Below are 17,705 nucleotides of genomic sequence, written 5' to 3'. Positions count from 1 at the left end.
GCCGCACCCGCCATGACGACGCCGCCCAGCCGCCACCCCACCACCGTGCCGGGCCCGCGCTGGGCGGAGCCGATCCGCAAGCGGCTCGTGGCCGGCATCACGCACCTGACGGCCGGCGGCGGCGGTCCGTCGATCGATCTCTCTTCGCCGCCGGGCGACCCCGGGCTGTTCGGCCCCGACGCCGTGTGCTGGCGCGTGCATGCCGATTTCACGTCGATGATGACGGGCGGCATCGCCGCGCTGCTGCTGCAGGCGCTCCACCCGCTCGCACTCGCGGGCGTCTGGGATCATTCGTCGTTCCGCACCGACATCTTCGGCCGCTTGCGGCGCACCGCCACGTTCATCACGGGGACGACGTTCGGCAGCCGCGCGGACGCGCTCGCGCTGATCGAGCGTGTGAAAACGATCCATGCGCGCGTCTCGGGCAGCGCACCGGACGGCCGGCCGTACCGCGCCGACGATCCCTCGTTGCTGACCTGGGTGCATGTCGCGGAAGTGTCGAGCTTCCTCGCCGCGCATCTGCGTTACGTGAATCCGGCGCTGTCGGGCGAACTGCAGGACCGCTATTACGCGGAGACGGCGCTGATCGCCGAGTTGCTCGGCGCCCGCGAGGTGCCGCGTTCGCGCGCCGAGGTCGCCGCCTATCTCGCGCGCATGCTGCCCGAACTCGAAGCAGGGCCGCGTACGTTCGACGTGATGTCCATCCTGCTGAACGTGCCGGTCGCGAAGCCCGCGCTGCGGCCTGCCGCGTCGCTGGTGATGCATGCCGGGATCGACCTGCTGCCGCCGTGGGCGCAGCGCATGCTCGGCGTGTCGACGTTCGCGCCGTTGCGCAGTGCGCTGGTCCGGCCCGGCATACGCGCGGTTGCGCCCGTGCTGCGCTGGGCGCTCGTGAACGGCGCGTCGAAGCGTGCGCGCCGCCGCGCGACGGCCTCCCCGTCCGACGGCACCCCGTCTGTCTGACGGTCCGCTTGTTCCGATCATTTCAATTGACTGTCAAATAGCTGTGGCAAGCTGACGGGCTTGCACCCGCGCACGGTCGCACGTCTGCTCGTCGCCGACGCCCACTGACCCGCGCGAAGTCCCGCCCGCCCACCCGACCGACGCCCGATGCCCGCGATGCCACGCCTGCCGATCCGTTTCGCCGTTGCCGCCAGCCTGTCCACCGTCTTCGCCCTCGCCGCGTGCGGAGGCGACGATGTCGCCGCCGTCGCGCGCATGGACGCACAACCGCCGTCCGGCGGCACGACGACCGCACCGGCCCCCACGCCGCCCGCGACCACCCGGCCGCAACCGGGCAGGTGGAAAGCCGCCCGCGCCGGCGACCTGATCGACGTGACGCTCGGCGATCTCCATCCGACGCAGGGAGCGATCGGCTACGACCAGATCTACTACAAGCTCGGCCGCTACGAACGGCAGCCCGACAAGAAGTTCAACGACTTCTGCGCGGACGAAGGCCTCGGCGGCGTCGCATCGAGCGGCTACACGGCCCGATCGTCGCTGCGCGAGCCGGCCAGCTACAGGTGCGCGACGACCGACGCGAACGCTCGAGACCGCTCGGTGCTGAACCCCGTCGTGATCGGCCCGAACGGCGATGCGCTGTACCTGACGGACGGCCACCACGGCCTGTCGACTTACTACGAGACGCCCGACGGCGGCCCGGCGCTGCACGTGCACGTCGTCGTCAAGGACAACCTCAGCGACTACTCGGGCGACGTGTTCTGGCAGCAGATGCAAAGCCGCGGCTATCTGCGCCTGAAGAACGGCGAAGGCAAGCCGATCACGACCGCGCAACTGCCGACCGGCCTCGGCCTGACACTCGGGATGACGAACGACCGCTATCGATCACTCGTCTATTTCACGCGCGACATCGGTTACGGCAAACCCGCACAAGCGACCGACTACCTCGAGTTCTACTGGGCCGACTGGCTGCGCGCGCAGCCGGACACGTTCGCGCTGGCCGGCTACGACCTGACGCGGCCCGGCGCAACCGATCCCGATCCGGCAAAGGCCGACACGGGCTATCTGAATGCGGTCTGGAATGCGTCGACGCGGATGGTCGCGGCCACGGACCCCGTGATCGACGGCAAGACGGGCGCCGACCTCGGGCGCGCCGATGCGATCAACGGCGGGAAGAAATACAGCAAGGGGGAATTCGACAAGCTGCGCCAGCCGATCACGGCCGACAAGCCCGGCAAGATCGCGTACGCGCTCGACTACAAGACGCGCCACGGGCTGCCGCAGTAAGCGTCACGCCGGAAGGAAGGGAGCCCCGGCCCGGCCCGGCCATGCCATGCCATGCCGGACGGGCCCCGCGTGCTCAAAGCACCTTGCGGTACCCGTCGTCATCGTCGCTCGCGGCTTCGAGATGCGACACGTCGGCCCACTGCACGACCTGCGCGCGGCCATCCACGTAATCGACGACGTTGATGCTGGTATTGAGCAACTGATAGTTGCGCGGCGCCGACAGCTCGATCCCGTTCGCGAAGCGATACACGCAATCGAGCACGCCGCCGTGCGCGACGCACGCGATCCGGCCGCCCGGATGCGCGGCGACGATCGGTTCGAGCGCATGCAGCACGCGGTGATAAAACTCGCGCTGCGACTCGCCGCCCTCCGGCGCGAAGCCGGGATCGCGCGTCTGCCACGCCGCATATGCATCCGGAAACAGCGCCTCGATCTCGGTGCTGTCGTGCCCCTGGAATGCGCCGTACGAGCGTTCGCGCAACCCTTCGCGCAGCAGCAGCGGCAGCCCGAGCACATCGGCAAACGGTTGGGCGGTCTGTTGCGCGCGCATCAGGTCGCTCGAATACACCGCGTCGATCCGCGCGCCGTCGCGCGCGTCGCGCCCGAGCCGCGCCGCCAGCCGCTGCGCCTGCGCGAGCCCCGTATCGGCCAACGGGATGTCGATGTGCCCCTGGATGCGCTTGATGCGGTTCCAGGCCGTCTCGCCATGGCGGATGAAAAGAATCTGCGTGGTGGCCATCGCGGCGCGCCTCCGGGGAAGAATCAGGGCCGCACTTGCAGCCAGAACGTCACGGGGCCGTCGTTGACCAGCGACACCTGCATGTCGGCGCCGAACTCGCCCGTCTCGACGACGGGATGGCGCGCCCGCGCGGCCGCGACGAAATAGTCGAACAGCCGCGCGCCTTCGTCGGGCGGCGCGGCGGGCGTGAAGCTCGGACGCAGCCCGCTGTTCGTATCGGCCGCGAGCGTGAACTGCGACACGAGCAGCAGGCCGCCCGCGCGGCCTTCGCCGTCGATGTTCGATACCGGCAGGTTCATCTTGCCGGCTGCGTCGCTGAACACGCGGTAGCCGAGCAGCTTCGCGAGCAGCTTGTCGGCCGCGGCCTCGGTATCGCCGCGCTCCGCGCAGACCAGCGCGAGCAGCCCCGCGCCGATCTCGCCGGTCGTGCGGCCGCCGACGCGCACGTCGGCGCGCGTCACGCGCTGGATCAGCGCGATCATGCGGTCAGCGTGACGCGTGCGAAGCGGCGCTTGCCGACCTGCACGACGAATTCGCCGGCCTCGACCTTCAGGCCCTTGTCGGACACGGTCGCGCCGTCGATCTTCACGCCGCCCTGATCGATGTTGCGCAGCGCTTCGCTCGTCGACGGCACGAGGCCGGCCTGTTTCAGCAACTGACCGATCGCGAGCGGCGCGCCGGCCAGCGTGACGGACGGAATGTCGTCCGGCACGCCGCCCTTCGCGCGGTGGTTGAAGTCCTCGAGCGCGCGCTCTGCGTCGGCCTGCGAATGGAATCGCGCGACGATTTCCTGCGCGAGCAGCACCTTGAAGTCGCGCGGGTTGCGGCCGCCTTCGGCGTCGCGCTTGAAGCCGGCGATTTCATCGAGGCTGCGGAACGACAGCAGCTCGAAGTAACGCCACATCAGCGTGTCCGAGATGCTCATCAGCTTGCCGAACATGTCGGTCGGCTTCTCGCTGATGCCGACGTAGTTGCCCTTCGACTTCGACATCTTCTCGACGCCGTCGAGGCCTTCGAGCAGCGGCATCGTCAGGATGCACTGCTGTTCCTGGCCGTACTGCTTCTGCAGTTCGCGGCCGACCAGCAGGTTGAACTTCTGGTCGGTGCCGCCGAGTTCGAGATCGGCGTTCAGCGCGACCGAATCGTAGCCCTGCATCAGCGGGTACAGGAATTCGTGGATCGAGATCGGCACGCCGCCCTGGAAGCGCTTCGTGAAATCCTCGCGCTCGAGGATCCGCGCGACCGTGTAGCGCGACGCGAGCTTGATCATCCCGTCCGCACCGAGCGGCATCGACCATTCGCTGTTGTAGCGGATCTCGGTCTTGTCGCGATCGAGCACGAGCGCGGCCTGCTCGAAGTAGGTCTTCGCGTTCGATTCGATCTGCTCGCGCGTGAGCGGCGGACGCGTCGCGTTGCGGCCCGACGGGTCGCCGATCAGCGACGTGAAATCGCCGATCAGGAAGATCACCGTATGGCCGAGGTCCTGCAGCTGGCGCATCTTGTTCAGCACGACCGTATGGCCGATGTGGATGTCCGGTGCGGTCGGATCGAGCCCGAGCTTGATGCGAAGCGGCGTGCCGGTGGCTGCGCTGCGCGCGAGCTTCTGCGCGAACTCTTCCTCGATCAGCAGCTCGTCGACGCCGCGCTTCGTGACGGCGAGCGCATGCCGGACTTCGTCGGTGATCGGGAAAACGGGCTTGGAACTGGGTTCGGTGCTCATCGGTGCCAGGAAGAATGTCGCAAAAACAGGGATTTTCCCATAACTTGCGCGCGCATCGCTTAACGACGCGTCACGTTGCGCGGATAATCGGGCGCAAGGCGCGCGGGACCGGCCCGCGCCGCACGATCCAGGAGAACCCAACGTGCCGCAACGACCGCCGCAGCATGCCGATCCGGCAGACGGCATCTACTTCGGGCTGATGTCTGGAACCAGCATGGACGGCGTCGACGGCGTCGCCGTGCGTTTCGAGGCCGGCCGCGCGCCGGTCGTGCTCGCGGAAGCGTTCGTCGGCTTCGCGCAATCGCTGCGCGACGCGCTGTTCGCGCTGCAGCAGCCCGGCGACAACGAGATCGACCGCGAATCGCTCGCGGCGAATGCGCTCGTCACGCGCTATGCGGTGTGCTGCCACGAATTGCAGCGCACGGCCGGGCTGTCGCGCGACGAGATCCGCGCGATCGGCGTGCACGGCCAGACGGTGCGCCATCGCCCCGAGCGCGGCTATACGCGCCAGCTCAACAATCCGGCGCTGCTCGCCGAGCTGACCCAGGTCGACGTGATCGCCGATTTCCGCAGCCGCGACGTGGCCGCCGGCGGCCACGGCGCGCCGCTCGCGCCGGCGTTCCATGCGACGGTGTTCGGCGCGCCGGGCGAAACGCGGGTCGTCTGCAATCTCGGCGGAATCAGCAACATCACGATCCTGCCCAACGCGGGCGGCGACGTGCGCGGCTTCGACTGCGGCCCGGCGAATGCGCTGATCGATGCGTGGGCGACCCGCCATCTGGGCAAGCCGTACGACGACGGCGGCAAGTTCGCCGCACGCGGCACCGTCCACGCGCCGCTGCTCGACACGTTGCTCGACGAACCGTATTTCACCGCGCCGCCGCCGAAAAGCACCGGACGCGACCTGTTCAATCCCGCGTGGCTCGATACGAAGCTCGCCGCATTCGCGCAGGTTGCGCCGGAGGACGTGCAAGCCACGCTCACCGCGCTCACCGCCGTGTCGGTAGCGCGCGACATCGCGCAGCACGCACCGGGCTGCAAGGCCGTGTTCGTATGCGGCGGCGGCGCACGCAACCCGGTGTTGCTCGATGGGCTCCGGCACGCGCTGCGGGAGGCCGGCGTGCCGGCCACCGTCGACACGACGGCCGCGCTCGGCGTGCCGCCGCAGCAGGTCGAAGCGCTCGCGTTCGCGTGGCTCGCGTACCGCTTCACCGCGCGCCAGCCCGGCAATCTCGCGACGGTCACCGGCGCAGCCGGCAACCGCGTGCTCGGCGCGCTCTATCCGCGCTGATGCGACACTCGCCGCGCGGCGAGCGCGACAAGGCGGGCGTGTATAAAAAAACGGGGCATGAAGCCCCGTTTTTCATTCCGGCAGAACCGGCGCGGATCTGCCGTGCGCTCAGACCGAGAACGACGAACCGCACCCGCAGGTGGTGGTCGCGTTCGGGTTCTTGATCACGAACTGGGCGCCGTTGAGGTCGTCCTTGTAGTCGATCTCGGCGCCGACCAGGTACTGGTAGCTCATCGAGTCGATCAGGAGCTGGACGCCGTTCTTGTTCATCACGGTGTCGTCCTCGTTGACTTCCTCGTCGAACGTGAAGCCATACTGGAAGCCGGAGCAGCCGCCACCCTGCACGAACACGCGCAGCTTGAGGTCGGGATTGCCCTCTTCGTCGATCAGTTGCTTGACCTTGTCGGCCGCGGCGTCGGTGAAGACGAACGGCAGCGGCATATCGGTCGTCGTTGCTGCGGATTCGGTAACAGCGTTCATTCGAACTCTCCAAAAAGCTTTAGCCGCTATTGTAGGGCCGATCAGAAGATCGTGCTGAAGTCCATGAAATCAATAGGTTCTTGTCGATTTCATCAAACGCGCCCGCGCGGGGGCCGCCGCAGCGGCCCGGAAGCGGACATAAAAAAACCGCCAGCGTGAAAGCTGGCGGTTTTTCCGGCGGACGCCGCCCGAAGGCGGCGAGGCCATGAAGCGGAATTAACGCTTCGAGAACTGCTTTGCGCGGCGAGCCTTGCGCAGACCGACCTTCTTACGCTCGACTTCACGCGCATCGCGCGTGACGAAGCCTGCGCTCGACAGCGACGGCTTGAGCGTCGCATCGTAGTCGATCAGTGCACGGGTGATGCCGTGGCGCACTGCGCCTGCCTGACCCGTTTCGCCGCCGCCGTTGACGTTCACCTTGATGTCGAACGTCTGGCCGTGGTTCGTGAGTTCCAGCGGTTGACGCACGATCATCAGCGACGTTTCGCGCGAGAAGTAGTCAGCGATGGGCTTGCCGTTGACGATGATGTCGCCCTTGCCAGCCTTGATGAAGACACGTGCGACTGCGCTCTTGCGGCGGCCCGTACCGTAGTTCCAGTTACCGATCATGTGGGTCCCCTTAGATCTCGAGCGCCTTCGGCTGTTGAGCCGAGTGCGGATGCGTCGCTTCTGCGTAGACCTTCAGCTTCTTGATCATCGCGTAGCCGAGCGGGCCCTTCGGCAGCATGCCCTTGACCGCCTTCTCGAGCGCGCGGCCCGGGAAGCGCTCTTGCATCTTGCCGAACGTCGTTTCATAGATACCGCCCGGGTAGCCCGAGTGACGGTAGTACTTCTTGTCCAGCGTCTTGTTGCCCGTGACCTTCAACTTGCTCGCGTTGATGATGATGATGAAATCACCAGTGTCGACGTGCGGGGTGAACTCAGGCTTGTGCTTGCCGCGCAGACGGCGTGCCACTTCGCTGGCAACACGGCCGAGAACCTTATCCGTCGCGTCAATCACGTACCATTCGCGCGTCACCTCATGGGCTTTTGCGGAAAACGTCTTCATGATCGATCCAAAAAAAATGCTTTGCCCGATGTGTTCTTCCTGCTTGTCTGTGTGCGCTTCGAGGCGCGGTGCAGGCTCTCCCTGTTCTTTTTCCGTGGGCATGAATGCGGAAAAGCCCTGAATTATAAAGGAAATACGGCTGCGTGGTCAAAGAGAATCCACGCCCCGTGTTCGCGGCGGCCGAAATGGGCCAAAATCCGGTCGTGCCCCGACAAGCCAGGCGAACCGAGCGCCTGCGGCGGCACCCATCGACGTGCGGCACATGACCTTGCCGCGCCAGACCGGCCAAACCCGAAAAACAACAAACCAGCATGATGAAACAACGACTTACGCCCTTCCTCGCGGCCGCGCTGCTGGCCGCCGCGGCGCCCGCCGTCGCCGCGTCCGGCTGCGAAGCCAAGCTCGACGCGCTCGATGCACGCATCGCCGAAGCCCGAACCGCCCATGCCGAAGACCGCATCGTGCGCCTGCGCGCGGTGCGCGAACGCGTCCGCCACTTCTGCGCACGCGGCCACGCGTCGGCCGCCCCTGCGCCGGCGCCGGAGGCCGACTCGCGCGGCACGCCGCCGGACGCGACGTCGCAGCCGGCCGCGCGGCAGCCCGCGTGACGGTGCCGACGCGCGCAAGCCGCGCGCCGATGTTTGCATGGGACGAAAAAAAGCCCGAACGGCTGGTTCGGGCTTAATCCACCTCAGGAGGAGGGTGGAGGAGACATTCGGAGGTTGCCGCAGCGCGACAACCAATGAGAGTCATTATACGAATGCCCGACCGAGTCCACAAGAAAATTTGCATTGCGAAATCAACTCCCACGATATGGGATGCCAGTCGAAAAGCTTACGCCAATGAATTTCCATTCAAAATCAAGCATATAAGCGCGTCACGCACAACTTCAAACCGCCCGCATCTAGAGCAAAACCCCTAAATTCAGCAGGGAAATCACCGCTCGCCGCGCCGCTCGCTCGGCGCCGGCATTGCTCGTCTTGCAGCGCATCAGCCGACCGTTGCGCCGCGGGCTACAATGCCGGATCGAATCCGAATCAGGCAACGCTGGAGCGCAAGCATGGAATGCAAAGTAAGCTGGATGGGCCAGGACGGCATGGCGTTTTCCGCCGAGACCGGCAGCGGGCATCTCGTCACGATGGACGGCGCGCCCGAAGGCGGCGGCCACAACCTCGCGCCGCGTCCGATGGAGATGGTGCTGCTCGGCACCGGCGGCTGCACGGCTTATGACGTCGTGCTGATCCTGAAGAAGAGCCGCCAGGAAGTGAGCGGCTGCTCGGTCACGCTGAAGGCCGAGCGCGCGAGCGAAGATCCGAAGGTGTTCACGAAGGTGCACTTCCACTTCACGGTCACCGGCCGCAACCTGAACCCGGCCACGGTCGAACGCGCGATCAACCTGTCGCACGACAAGTATTGCTCCGCGTCGATCATGATCGCGAAAACGGCCGAACTCACGCATTCGTTCGACATCGTCGCCGCCTGATCGCGCGGCGCGCGCATGAAAAAAGGGCCGGCGCTCCGCAGGGAGCGCCGGCCCTTTCGCATTCGAGCGGCAAAGCAGGCCGATAAGCCGGATTCTGTGCACGCCGCGCGCCGAAGCGCGCAACGCGTGGCAGCCATTCCTCTAGGCGCGCCATTGCTGACGCGCTCAAGCTTCCTACCCGCAGACGAGACGGGGGCCCCGTCCTGCATCCGAAAATGCGCGCCTGCCTACTTGGAATTGCTCCGGGTGGAGGTTACCGTGCCGGCGAACGTCGCCGTCGCCGCGGTGCGCTCTTACCGCACCGTTTCACCCTTACCTGATCCCGGCTTGCGCCGGGCCATCGGCGGTTTGCTTTCTGTTGCCCTGTTCCGCGTGTCGCCACGGATGGCCGTTAGCCATCACCCTGCCCTGTGGAGTCCGGACTTTCCTCGCCCCCGCGCGCCCGAAGGCGGCGAGGCCGCGACTGCCTGGCCTGCTTTGCAACGCGCATTCTAGCACTGCGCGCCGCGGTCGGCAGCGCGCGAGCCACCGCCACGGCGAAACACGGCCGGATCGACGCGACCGGGTTCGCGCGGCGGCACGCCGCTCACGCGAGTTTCCAGCCGATCGCCTCGCCACCGCGCAGCGGCACGACCGGCGTATCGCCCGCGAAGATCTCGCGCGGCAGCTCCCACGCCTCGCGGCGCAGCGTGACCGTCTCGGCGCTGCGCGGCAGCCCGTAGAAATCGGCGCCGAAGAAGCTCGCGAACCCTTCCAGCTTGTCGAGCGCGCCGGCGGTGTCGAATGCTTCCGCGTACAGTTCGAGCGCGTGCAGCGCCGTGTAGCAGCCCGCGCAGCCGCACGCGGTTTCCTTCGCGCCGCGCGCATGCGGCGCGCTGTCGGTGCCGAGGAAGAAGCGCGGGTTGCCCGACGTCGCGGCCTCGACCAGCGCCACGCGATGCGTCTCGCGCTTGAGCACCGGCAGGCAGTAGTAATGCGGGCGAATCCCGCCGACGAACAGCGCGTTGCGGTTGTACAGCAGGTGATGCGCGGTGATCGTCGCGCCGAGCAGACCGGGCGCCGCGTCCGCATCGCGCACGTAGTCGGCCGCGTCCTTCGTCGTGATGTGCTCGAACACGACCTTCAGCCCCGGGAAATCGCGGCGCAGCGGCGTCATCACGCGGTCGATGAACACCTTTTCGCGGTCGAACAGGTCGATCGACGCATCGGTCACCTCGCCGTGCACGAGCAGCGGCATGCCGGTTTCCTGCATCGCCTCGAGCGTCTTCGCGCATTTCGCGAGATCGGTGACGCCATGGTCGGAATTCGTCGTCGCGCCTGCCGGATACAGCTTCACGCCGTGCACGAAGCCGCTTTCGCGGGCGCGGCGGATTTCGTCGGGCGGCGTGTTGTCGGTCAGGTACAGCGTCATCAGCGGTTCGAACGTCATCCCGGCCGGCAGTGCGCCGAGGATGCGCGCGCGATAGGCCTGCGCCTGCGCGGTGGTCGTGACCGGCGGCTTCAGGTTCGGCATGACGATGGCGCGGCCGAACTGGCGGGCGGTGTGCGGCAGCACGGCGGCGAGCATGTCGCCGTCGCGAAGGTGCAGGTGCCAGTCGTCGGGACGGGCGAGCGAAAGCGTCGCCGGGGAGGAAGCGTTCGAGGCAGTCATAGGAGGCGTCGTGAGGAACGGGCTTGCGAGCGGCGGGGCCGGAACGCGCGTGCACGGGCCGATTGACGGCAAACCGCAACACGGGGCCTTTGGCCAGCGGAATCCGCTTTTTACCGCTCAGGGCTCGGTGATATGCTAGAAGCCGCATTGTACCGGGGTTCGCCCGGTTCGTTACCCCCGCTTCAGCCTGCCGCCCCACGTAAAATGTGCCAACTCCTTGGAATGAACTGCGCCGCGCCGACGGACGTCACATTCTCCTTCACAGGTTTCGCGGCCCGGGGTGGGCTCACCGATCACCATGCCGACGGCTGGGGCATCGCGTTCTTCGAAGACAAGGCCTGCCGCCTCTTCATCGATCACCAGGCCTCGGCCACGTCGCCGATCGCCGAAATGGTGAAGCGCTACCCGATCAAGTCCAAGAACACGATCGCGCACATCCGCAAGGCGACGCAAGGGCACATCCTGCTCGAGAACAGCCATCCGTTCATGCGCGAGCTGTGGGGCCGGCACTGGATCTTCGCGCATAACGGCGACCTGCAGGACTACGCACCGGACATGGACGGCAGCGTCTACCATCCGGTCGGCACGACCGACAGCGAACAGGCGTTCTGCGTGCTGATGCAGGGGCTGCGCGAAGCCTTTCCCGGCGCGCAGCCGCCGCTGCCCGAGCTGTTCGAGCGGGTCGGCGAACTGACGCGCGGCATCACCGATCACGGCGTGTTCAATTTCCTGATGTCGAACGGCCAGGCGCTCTTCGCGCACTGCTCGACGCGGCTGCACTACCTCGTGCGGCGCTGGCCGTTCTCGACCGCGCATCTCGTCGACGAAGACCTGTCGATCGACTTCGCGAAATACACGACGCCCGAGGATCGCGTCGCGGTGATCGCGACGCAGCCGCTCACCGACAACGAAGTCTGGACCGCATTCGAGCCGGGCGAGTTGATCATGTTCCAGTGCGGCGACGTCGCCGCGCGGATGCAGATTCCGGTGCCCGCGCGCGTGCTCGAGAAGCTGCGCAACCCGTCGCTCGACGCGTCGGCGTCCGCACCGCGCACGGTGGTGCGCGAAGCGCTCGCCACCGCGGCCGACGGCGATGCCGACGACGCGATCGATTTCTGAAGCGCGGCATCGGCCGCGTCCGCTTTCTGCTCGCTTCCTGCTTGCCGCGTGCGTCGTACGATGCGTCCGACGACGCCCGTCATCGACGCAAATCGCCCGGCTCCGGCCAATACGGTTTCATTTCGGCCACCACCCGGCGCAACGAATCGACGTCACGCAACATTCGCTTGATTTTATTAATTTACAAGTGAAAATAAGTAAAAGATGAAGCGGATAAAATAACCGCCAATTAAAACAAAAATTCCGGGCCCGCATTTTATCGCGCGTCATCCGCCGAAACCGTGCGCTATCCCACCGACTCCAGCAGTCCTGCCAGCCTTTAACAAAACCCCTCAAGCCCGCCACCACCACGGCTTTCGGTTCGATCAACCACACAAATCAAAAATACCACGCATTACGGTTCGAATCATTACAGTTTCCCCTTTCTCGATAATCGGCGACTGCCCGAATCAGTAGACTCGCCCCATCCTCGGTGTAACGAAACACGATTGGCGCGACACGCAGCCACAGCCGCCGCACGCCCCTTCGGATCATTTCCCCACCGCGGAATGCGAATTCGCCGAATCGCGGCGAATGCCACGTCAAAAGAAGAAAGAGGGGTATGTCGTGAATCACTCATTTCGATCGATATGGAGCGACGCCGCCGGCTGCTGGGTCGCGGTGGCGGAAACGGCTCGGGCGCGCGGCAAGCGTTCGGGCAGCGAATCGGGTTCGAGCCGCCGCACCGCGCACAAGGTGGCGCACCACCCGGCAGGCCGCTCGCCGCTGCGCGTCGCGGCGCTCGGGGCCGCGCTGGCCGCGCTGTCGGCCGGCGTGGCGCACGCGTCGACGTGCGGCGACGGCGCGACCGTCGCGAGCGGCGGCACCTGCGCACTCGGCAGTTTCAGCCCGACCGTCAACGACAACCTGGCCGGCGCCACGACGGTGTCGGGCGGCGAAACGATCGGCGTGGCAGGCGCATGGACGGGCGTCCCCGGCGACCCGGGCTATACGCTGACGCCGCTCGGCAGCGCGACCCTCGTGTCGGGCAACCCGAACCAGCCGCTGGTCTCGCTCGGCGGCAAGACGCAAAGCGTCAGCACGCCCGACTCGATCACGGCCACCCACACGTCGGTCGCCACCTACAACTCCGCCGAATTCACCGCATCCGCGGCCGGCTCGACCACCGTGCCCGTTTACCACGACGTGAACGGCGGCCAGTACGTGAATACGCGGATCGGCACCGTCGACAGCACCGGCGGCACGCTGAACGTGTCGATCGGCAATGCCGCGGATGCGCCAGACGCGACCGGCAATGGAATCTCGATCGCACCGAAGCAGACCGACCTGACCTTTGCGGACGGCACCGGTGCGGCAAAAAGCGTCGTCAACTGGAATTCCCGCAACCAGATCTGGCTCGGCACCGGCGACTATCTCGCCAGCGGCGGCCCGGTCGGCCAGCTCCAGCTCGACGTGCCGGCCTACGCGGGCACCTTCACCGCGTTCGACGGCAGTCGCTGGACCGTCACCGACGCCGCATCGCTCGCTGCGTACAACGACTTTCTGGTGCGCTCGGTCCAGAGCGGCGCGCTCGGCTCGCAGGCCGCCTACGACACCGCGTTCGGCCAGGCCGTCACGTTCTCGCAGCAAACCTTCCAGTACGCGAACAACGTGTCCGCCGGCGACAAGAACACGCTGCCGATCGATCACCTGTCGGTGATGCACGGCACGGGCGCGAACGCGACGCTGCACATCGGCAAGGACGGCCAGATCGACTTCCGCGGCACCAACACGATCGAATCGAGCTCGGCCGTGCTCGCGGAAAACGGCGCGCACTTCGTCAACGACGGGCGCTTGTCGGGCGATTTCACGCTGGTGCGCCTCCTGAGCGGCGCGAGCGGCGTCAACAACGGCGCGATCTCGTCCGGCTACGCGTCCGGCAACAACGTCGACACGAGCGGCAGCACGCCACCCGACAATTTCGGCTTCCACGCGTACACCGAGGGCAACGGCGTGTACGCGAGCGGCGCGGGCACCACGTTCGCGAACAACGGCGTGATGAACGTCGGCGCATGGACGCTCGACGGCAACCGCCCCGACCTGCAGAACTACGCGGTGGCCGCGACGGACGGCGCGCGCGCGACGAACGCCGGCACGATCAACGTCGGCGTCAACGCGACGACGCTCGACAGCCAGGTGATCGGCGGCCTCGTCGCCGGCGGCAGCTTCACGAACGAAGCAGGCGGCACGATCTATCTGGGCCGCGCCGCGCAGTACGCGCCCGGCCAGGCGGCAAACGACGTCGCGCTGTCCGCGCACGCGTACGGCATCCTGCTCGGCGCGTCGGGCAGCGCGAGCAACCTCGGCACGATCGTGATCGGCTCGCAGACGCAGAACGGCGCCGCGCTGGCGAGCATCGGCTCGAGCGCCGGCACGCTAACGAACGCGGGTGCGATCGTCGTCAACGGCGCCGCGCCCGGCACGCCGCTCGCGAACGTCGGCATGCTCGCGGCCGACACCGCCGCGACCGTGACCAATACGGGCACGATCACGCTGAATGGCGTGAACGGCATCGGCATCATGGTCGTCGGCACCGGCACGCACGCGACGACTGCGACGTCGACCGGCACGATCGACGTGGCCGGCGGCCTCGACCCCGCGTCGGACACGCGCAACTACGGCGTCTGGGCCGAAGGGCCGCTCGCGATGGCCACGCTCGACGGTGCGCTGAACCTGACCGGCACCGGCGCGATCGGCGTGCACGCACGCTCGGGCGCGACGATCGACGTCGGCGCGAACGCGGTGCCGGCCTTCATGTCCGGCACGAACCAGATCGGCTTCTACGCATACGGCGCGGGCTCGAAAATCAACGTCGCCGCGCAGCACCTGAGCGTCGACACCGACGACTCGACGCTGTTCCGCGTCGCGGGCGGCGCGGCCTACACGGGCGCGTCGGCGGCCGGCACGCTGACGACCGACGTCAACGGCCAGCGCTCGCGCGGCGTACTCGCGACCGACGCCGGCACCACGCTGTCGACCGGCAACGCGGTCTACCACGTCAACGGCGCGAACGGCGTCGCGATCGCCGTGGAAGGCGGCGCGAAGGGCACGATCGACGCGGGTGCGACGATCGACCTGAACGCGGCCGGCGCGACCGCGGGCATCGTCGACGGCCAGGCGCACGACCTCGCCGGCGCGAACGCCGGCGCGCCGGTCGCGACGACGCTGACCAACGACGCCGCCGTCACGTCGTCGACCGCCGGCGTGACCGGTTTCATCGCGCAGAACCTCGGCACGCTCGAGAACCGCAGCACGGTGCTGCTGACCGGCGCGGGCTCGACAGGCGTCGTGGCCGGCACGCTGGGCACGGTGAACAACGCGTCGACGATCCGCGTCGCCAACGGCACCGGCGCGCTCGTGCAGGGTGCGTCGGCCACGCTCGCGAACGCGGGTTCCATCGAAGCCGACGACGGCGTCGCGGGCATACGCCTGACGGGCGCCGGCGCATCGGTCGCGCTGTCGGGCGCCGGCACCGTCATCGCGAACGGCAGCGCCGACGGCGTGCTGATCGACGCGACGGTCACCGGCGGCGGCATCGCGGCCAGCGCGACGTCGATCGCGGTCGGCGGCTCGGGCAGCGGGATCCGCAACCTCGGTGCGAATGCAACGATCGCGCTGTCCGGCACGCAGATCGCGACGACCGGCAACGGCGCCGCCGGCGTCACGTCGACCGGCGCCGGCGCGCACATCGCGGCCGATGCGGCCGCGGTCGTCCGCACGAGCGGCGCCGACGCGCGCGGCCTGTTCGTGTCGGGGGCCGATTCCACGCTCGCGGCCAACGGAACGACCGTCGCGACGACCGGCACGAACGCCCATGCAATCGTCATGGACGGCGGCGCGACGGCCCTGCTGTCGGGCGCGAAGATTTCCGCATCGGGTGCTGCGGCCGACGGCGTCGTCGCGCAAAACGGCGGCCGCATCGCCGATACGGGGTCGGCGCTCGCCAGCGCCGCCGGCAACGGCGCAACCGCGAACAGCGGCGGCGTGCTCGCATTGACGGGCACGGCGCTCACGGGCGCGACGGCCGGCGTACTGACGTCGGACACGCTCGCGAACGGCGCGACCAGCTCGGTGCTCGTCGACGGCGGCAGCGTGACGTCCGCCACCGGGCCGGCCTTCGCCGCGCGCGGCGGCATGGCCGACATCGCGGTGCGCAACGGTACGGTCGTGACGGCCGGCAACGGCACGCTGCTGAACCTCGCGAACGGCAGCAACGTGACGTTCAATGCATCGGCGGTGAACCTCGCGGGCGACATCGTTTCCGACGCGTCGAGCACCGGCAACGTGTTCCTCGCGAACGGCACGACGCTGACTGGGAAGATCGACCCGGTCGCGCTGACGGTCGACGGCACGAGCACGTGGCGCATGACGGGCAGCTCGGTGCTGAGCAGCCTGAACAACGCGGGCCTCGTCGCATTCGCCGCGCCGACCGGCTCGCCGACGCTGACCGGCAGCTACAAGACGCTGACAACGGGCGGCTACGTCGGCAACGGCGGCATGATCGCGCTGAATACGTATCTCGGCGCCGACGCGTCGCCGACCGACCGGCTGATCGTGAACGGCGGCGCGGCGAGCGGCACGACCGGCCTGAAGATCGCCAACACGGCCGGCACCGGCGCGCAGACGACCGGCGACGGGATTCCGGTGGTCGTCACGGCCAACGGCGGTACGACCGCCGCGTCGGCGTTCCATCTCGCGGGCCCGGTGCAAGCGGGCGCGTACGAGTACCGGCTCTATCGCGGCGGGCAAGGCGATGCGAACGGCTGGTACCTGCGTTCGCAGCTCGACCCGACCGACCCCGGCGACCCGATCCACCCGTCCGGCGGCGGCGACGGCGGCATCAACGGCAACGGCGGTACGCTCGCGTATCGTCCGGGCGTTTCCGGCTACGCGATGACGCCGCTGCTGAACGCCGACTACGGCTTCTCGACGCTCGGCAAGCTGCACGAACGCGTCGGCGACATCTACAACGTCGAGCAGCAGCAGCCCGGCAATCGCGACGGCGTGTGGGGGCGCATCGGCGGCCAGAGCCTCGATGCGAACGCGGGCCGTTTCTCGGCCGACGAACGCACGTTCTTCGCGCAGTTCGGCAAGGACTGGACTGTCGACCAGGCGCCGAACGGCGCCGGCAGCACGCATGCGGGCGTGACGGCCAGCATCGGCGTGTCGAACGCGAGCTTCAGCGACATGGCGCGCGCGGGCTCGCCCAACCTGTCGACGTCGACCGGCTCGGTCGAGATGCACGCGCAGAGCGTCGGCGGCTACTGGACGCGCTACCTGCCGGACGGCACCTACTTCGACAGCGTCGGGCAGGTCACGCACTACGGCAACCGCTATCGCGACAGCTACGGCAACGAAGCGTCGCAGAACGGCTTCGGCGTCGCGCTGTCGCAGGAAGTCGGCAAGCCGTTCGCGATCGGCGCGTTGCCGGTCGCGGTCGAGCCGCAGGCGCAACTGATGTACCAGTACCTGAAGCTGAACGGGTTCAACGACAACGTGTCGGCCGTGTCGGGTACGACGACGAATGCGCTGCGCGGTCGCGTCGGCGTGCGCATCTTCCGGCCGAACCTCCAGTCGAGCGCGGGCGGCAGCGCCGCGACGCCGTACTTCACGGCCGACGTGCTGCACGACTTCCTGTCGCCGGGGCAGACCGTCGTCGGCGGCACGCCGTTCGCGACGCATCTCGGACGCACCTGGTACGAGCTCGGCGTCGGCGTGACCGCCGGCTTCGGCAAGTCGGGCGAGCTGTACGCGAACGCGAAGATCGCGCGCAACATCGGCGGCGATTACCGGCGCGGGATCGTCGGGCAGGTCGGCTACCGGTACAGCTGGTAACGCCCGGCGGCGGACGAAAAAAAACCGCCCGGCGGCCTGCCGGGCGGTTTCCG

At 67.8% G+C, this 17,705-nt stretch carries 14 protein-coding genes and 1 other RNA gene; 7 read left to right on the top strand and 8 right to left on the bottom strand.

Annotation, left to right across the window (positions count from 1 at the left end):
* Positions 1–12: 12 nt before the first annotated feature.
* Complete coding sequence (locus GJG85_RS03455) at positions 13–963, top strand: oxygenase MpaB family protein (protein ID WP_124555631.1); 951 nt, start codon at positions 13–15, stop codon at positions 961–963.
* A gap of 156 nt (positions 964–1,119) precedes the next feature.
* The gene (locus GJG85_RS03450; protein WP_204383660.1) at positions 1,120–2,247 is read left to right on the top strand and encodes a ParB/Srx family N-terminal domain-containing protein; all 1,128 of its coding nucleotides are present in this window, start codon (positions 1,120–1,122) and stop codon (positions 2,245–2,247) included.
* Between the two features lie 73 nt (positions 2,248–2,320).
* On the opposite strand, the gene GJG85_RS03445 is transcribed toward GJG85_RS03450, so the two are convergent.
* The 3 genes from GJG85_RS03445 to tyrS are packed head-to-tail and all read right to left on the bottom strand — an operon-like array spanning position 2,321 to position 4,706.
* Positions 2,321–2,986, bottom strand: coding sequence for a histidine phosphatase family protein (locus GJG85_RS03445; RefSeq protein ID WP_050013806.1), 666 nt, complete (start codon positions 2,984–2,986; stop codon positions 2,321–2,323).
* Positions 2,987–3,009: 23 nt separating this feature from the next.
* Positions 3,010–3,468, bottom strand: coding sequence for a D-aminoacyl-tRNA deacylase (dtd, locus tag GJG85_RS03440; protein WP_006483442.1), 459 nt, complete (start codon positions 3,466–3,468; stop codon positions 3,010–3,012).
* Positions 3,465–4,706: a tyrosine--tRNA ligase gene (gene tyrS / locus GJG85_RS03435; protein ID WP_050013807.1), complete on the bottom strand. Its 1,242-nt coding sequence runs from the start codon at positions 4,704–4,706 to the stop codon at positions 3,465–3,467. Before tyrS ends, dtd begins: the two co-directional genes overlap by 4 nt.
* Positions 4,707–4,848: 142 nt before the next feature.
* Between tyrS and GJG85_RS03430 the strand changes: the two genes are divergently transcribed.
* Complete coding sequence (locus GJG85_RS03430; RefSeq protein ID WP_050013808.1) at positions 4,849–5,997, top strand: anhydro-N-acetylmuramic acid kinase; 1,149 nt, start codon at positions 4,849–4,851, stop codon at positions 5,995–5,997.
* 108 nt (positions 5,998–6,105) lie between these two features.
* Here GJG85_RS03430 and erpA read toward each other — a convergent pair whose 3' ends face one another.
* The 3 genes from erpA to rplM form a co-directional block, all read right to left on the bottom strand.
* A complete protein-coding gene (erpA, locus tag GJG85_RS03425; RefSeq protein ID WP_006759918.1) occupies positions 6,106–6,477 on the bottom strand; it encodes an iron-sulfur cluster insertion protein ErpA in 372 nt (123 codons plus the stop codon).
* Positions 6,478–6,693: 216 nt separating this feature from the next.
* Positions 6,694–7,086: a 30S ribosomal protein S9 gene (gene rpsI, locus GJG85_RS03420; protein ID WP_006476904.1), complete on the bottom strand. Its 393-nt coding sequence runs from the start codon at positions 7,084–7,086 to the stop codon at positions 6,694–6,696.
* A 10-nt stretch (positions 7,087–7,096) separates the two neighbouring features.
* Complete coding sequence (rplM, locus tag GJG85_RS03415; RefSeq protein ID WP_009687896.1) at positions 7,097–7,525, bottom strand: 50S ribosomal protein L13; 429 nt, start codon at positions 7,523–7,525, stop codon at positions 7,097–7,099.
* A 311-nt stretch (positions 7,526–7,836) separates the two neighbouring features.
* Between rplM and GJG85_RS03410 the strand changes: the two genes are divergently transcribed.
* Positions 7,837–8,133, top strand: a complete 297-nt coding sequence (locus GJG85_RS03410) for a DUF1090 family protein (RefSeq protein WP_050013809.1) — start codon at positions 7,837–7,839, stop codon at positions 8,131–8,133.
* Positions 8,134–8,543: 410 nt separating this feature from the next.
* The gene (locus GJG85_RS03405; protein ID WP_074801272.1) at positions 8,544–9,008 is read left to right on the top strand and encodes an OsmC family protein; all 465 of its coding nucleotides are present in this window, start codon (positions 8,544–8,546) and stop codon (positions 9,006–9,008) included.
* Positions 9,009–9,075: 67 nt separating this feature from the next.
* On the opposite strand, the gene rnpB is transcribed toward GJG85_RS03405, so the two are convergent.
* Positions 9,076–9,487, bottom strand: an RNA gene (gene rnpB, locus GJG85_RS03400) — RNase P RNA component class A.
* 107 nt (positions 9,488–9,594) lie between these two features.
* Positions 9,595–10,659 carry a dihydroorotase gene (gene pyrC, locus GJG85_RS03395; RefSeq protein WP_050013810.1) on the bottom strand — a complete coding sequence of 355 codons (1,065 nt, stop codon included), beginning with the start codon at positions 10,657–10,659 and terminating at the stop codon, positions 9,595–9,597.
* 204 nt (positions 10,660–10,863) lie between these two features.
* Between pyrC and GJG85_RS03390 the strand changes: the two genes are divergently transcribed.
* Positions 10,864–11,778: a class II glutamine amidotransferase gene (locus GJG85_RS03390; RefSeq protein WP_176015573.1), complete on the top strand. Its 915-nt coding sequence runs from the start codon at positions 10,864–10,866 to the stop codon at positions 11,776–11,778.
* Positions 11,779–12,384: 606 nt separating this feature from the next.
* Positions 12,385–17,652: an autotransporter outer membrane beta-barrel domain-containing protein gene (locus GJG85_RS03385; protein ID WP_176015574.1), complete on the top strand. Its 5,268-nt coding sequence runs from the start codon at positions 12,385–12,387 to the stop codon at positions 17,650–17,652.
* Positions 17,653–17,705 lie beyond the last annotated feature (53 nt).

Source organism: Burkholderia sp. MS389, assembly GCF_016899425.1.
In the GTDB taxonomy this organism is placed as follows: Bacteria; Pseudomonadota; Gammaproteobacteria; order Burkholderiales; family Burkholderiaceae; genus Burkholderia; species Burkholderia sola.
Note: the sequence above shows the minus strand (reverse complement) of the source record. Positions and strands in the feature narration are given on the sequence as shown.

Coding starts and splice junctions, on each gene's coding strand:
- GJG85_RS03455 (WP_124555631.1), top strand. CDS start 13: ATGACGACGCCGCCCAGCCGCCACCCCACCACCGTGCCGGGCCCGCGC.
- GJG85_RS03450 (WP_204383660.1), top strand. CDS start 1,120: ATGCCACGCCTGCCGATCCGTTTCGCCGTTGCCGCCAGCCTGTCCACC.
- GJG85_RS03445 (WP_050013806.1), bottom strand. CDS start 2,986: ATGGCCACCACGCAGATTCTTTTCATCCGCCATGGCGAGACGGCCTGG.
- dtd (WP_006483442.1), bottom strand. CDS start 3,468: ATGATCGCGCTGATCCAGCGCGTGACGCGCGCCGACGTGCGCGTCGGC.
- tyrS (WP_050013807.1), bottom strand. CDS start 4,706: ATGAGCACCGAACCCAGTTCCAAGCCCGTTTTCCCGATCACCGACGAA.
- erpA (WP_006759918.1), bottom strand. CDS start 6,477: ATGAACGCTGTTACCGAATCCGCAGCAACGACGACCGATATGCCGCTG.
- rpsI (WP_006476904.1), bottom strand. CDS start 7,086: ATGATCGGTAACTGGAACTACGGTACGGGCCGCCGCAAGAGCGCAGTC.
- rplM (WP_009687896.1), bottom strand. CDS start 7,525: ATGAAGACGTTTTCCGCAAAAGCCCATGAGGTGACGCGCGAATGGTAC.
- GJG85_RS03410 (WP_050013809.1), top strand. CDS start 7,837: ATGATGAAACAACGACTTACGCCCTTCCTCGCGGCCGCGCTGCTGGCC.
- GJG85_RS03405 (WP_074801272.1), top strand. CDS start 8,544: ATGCCGGATCGAATCCGAATCAGGCAACGCTGGAGCGCAAGCATGGAA.
- pyrC (WP_050013810.1), bottom strand. CDS start 10,659: ATGACTGCCTCGAACGCTTCCTCCCCGGCGACGCTTTCGCTCGCCCGT.
- GJG85_RS03390 (WP_176015573.1), top strand. CDS start 10,864: ATGTGCCAACTCCTTGGAATGAACTGCGCCGCGCCGACGGACGTCACA.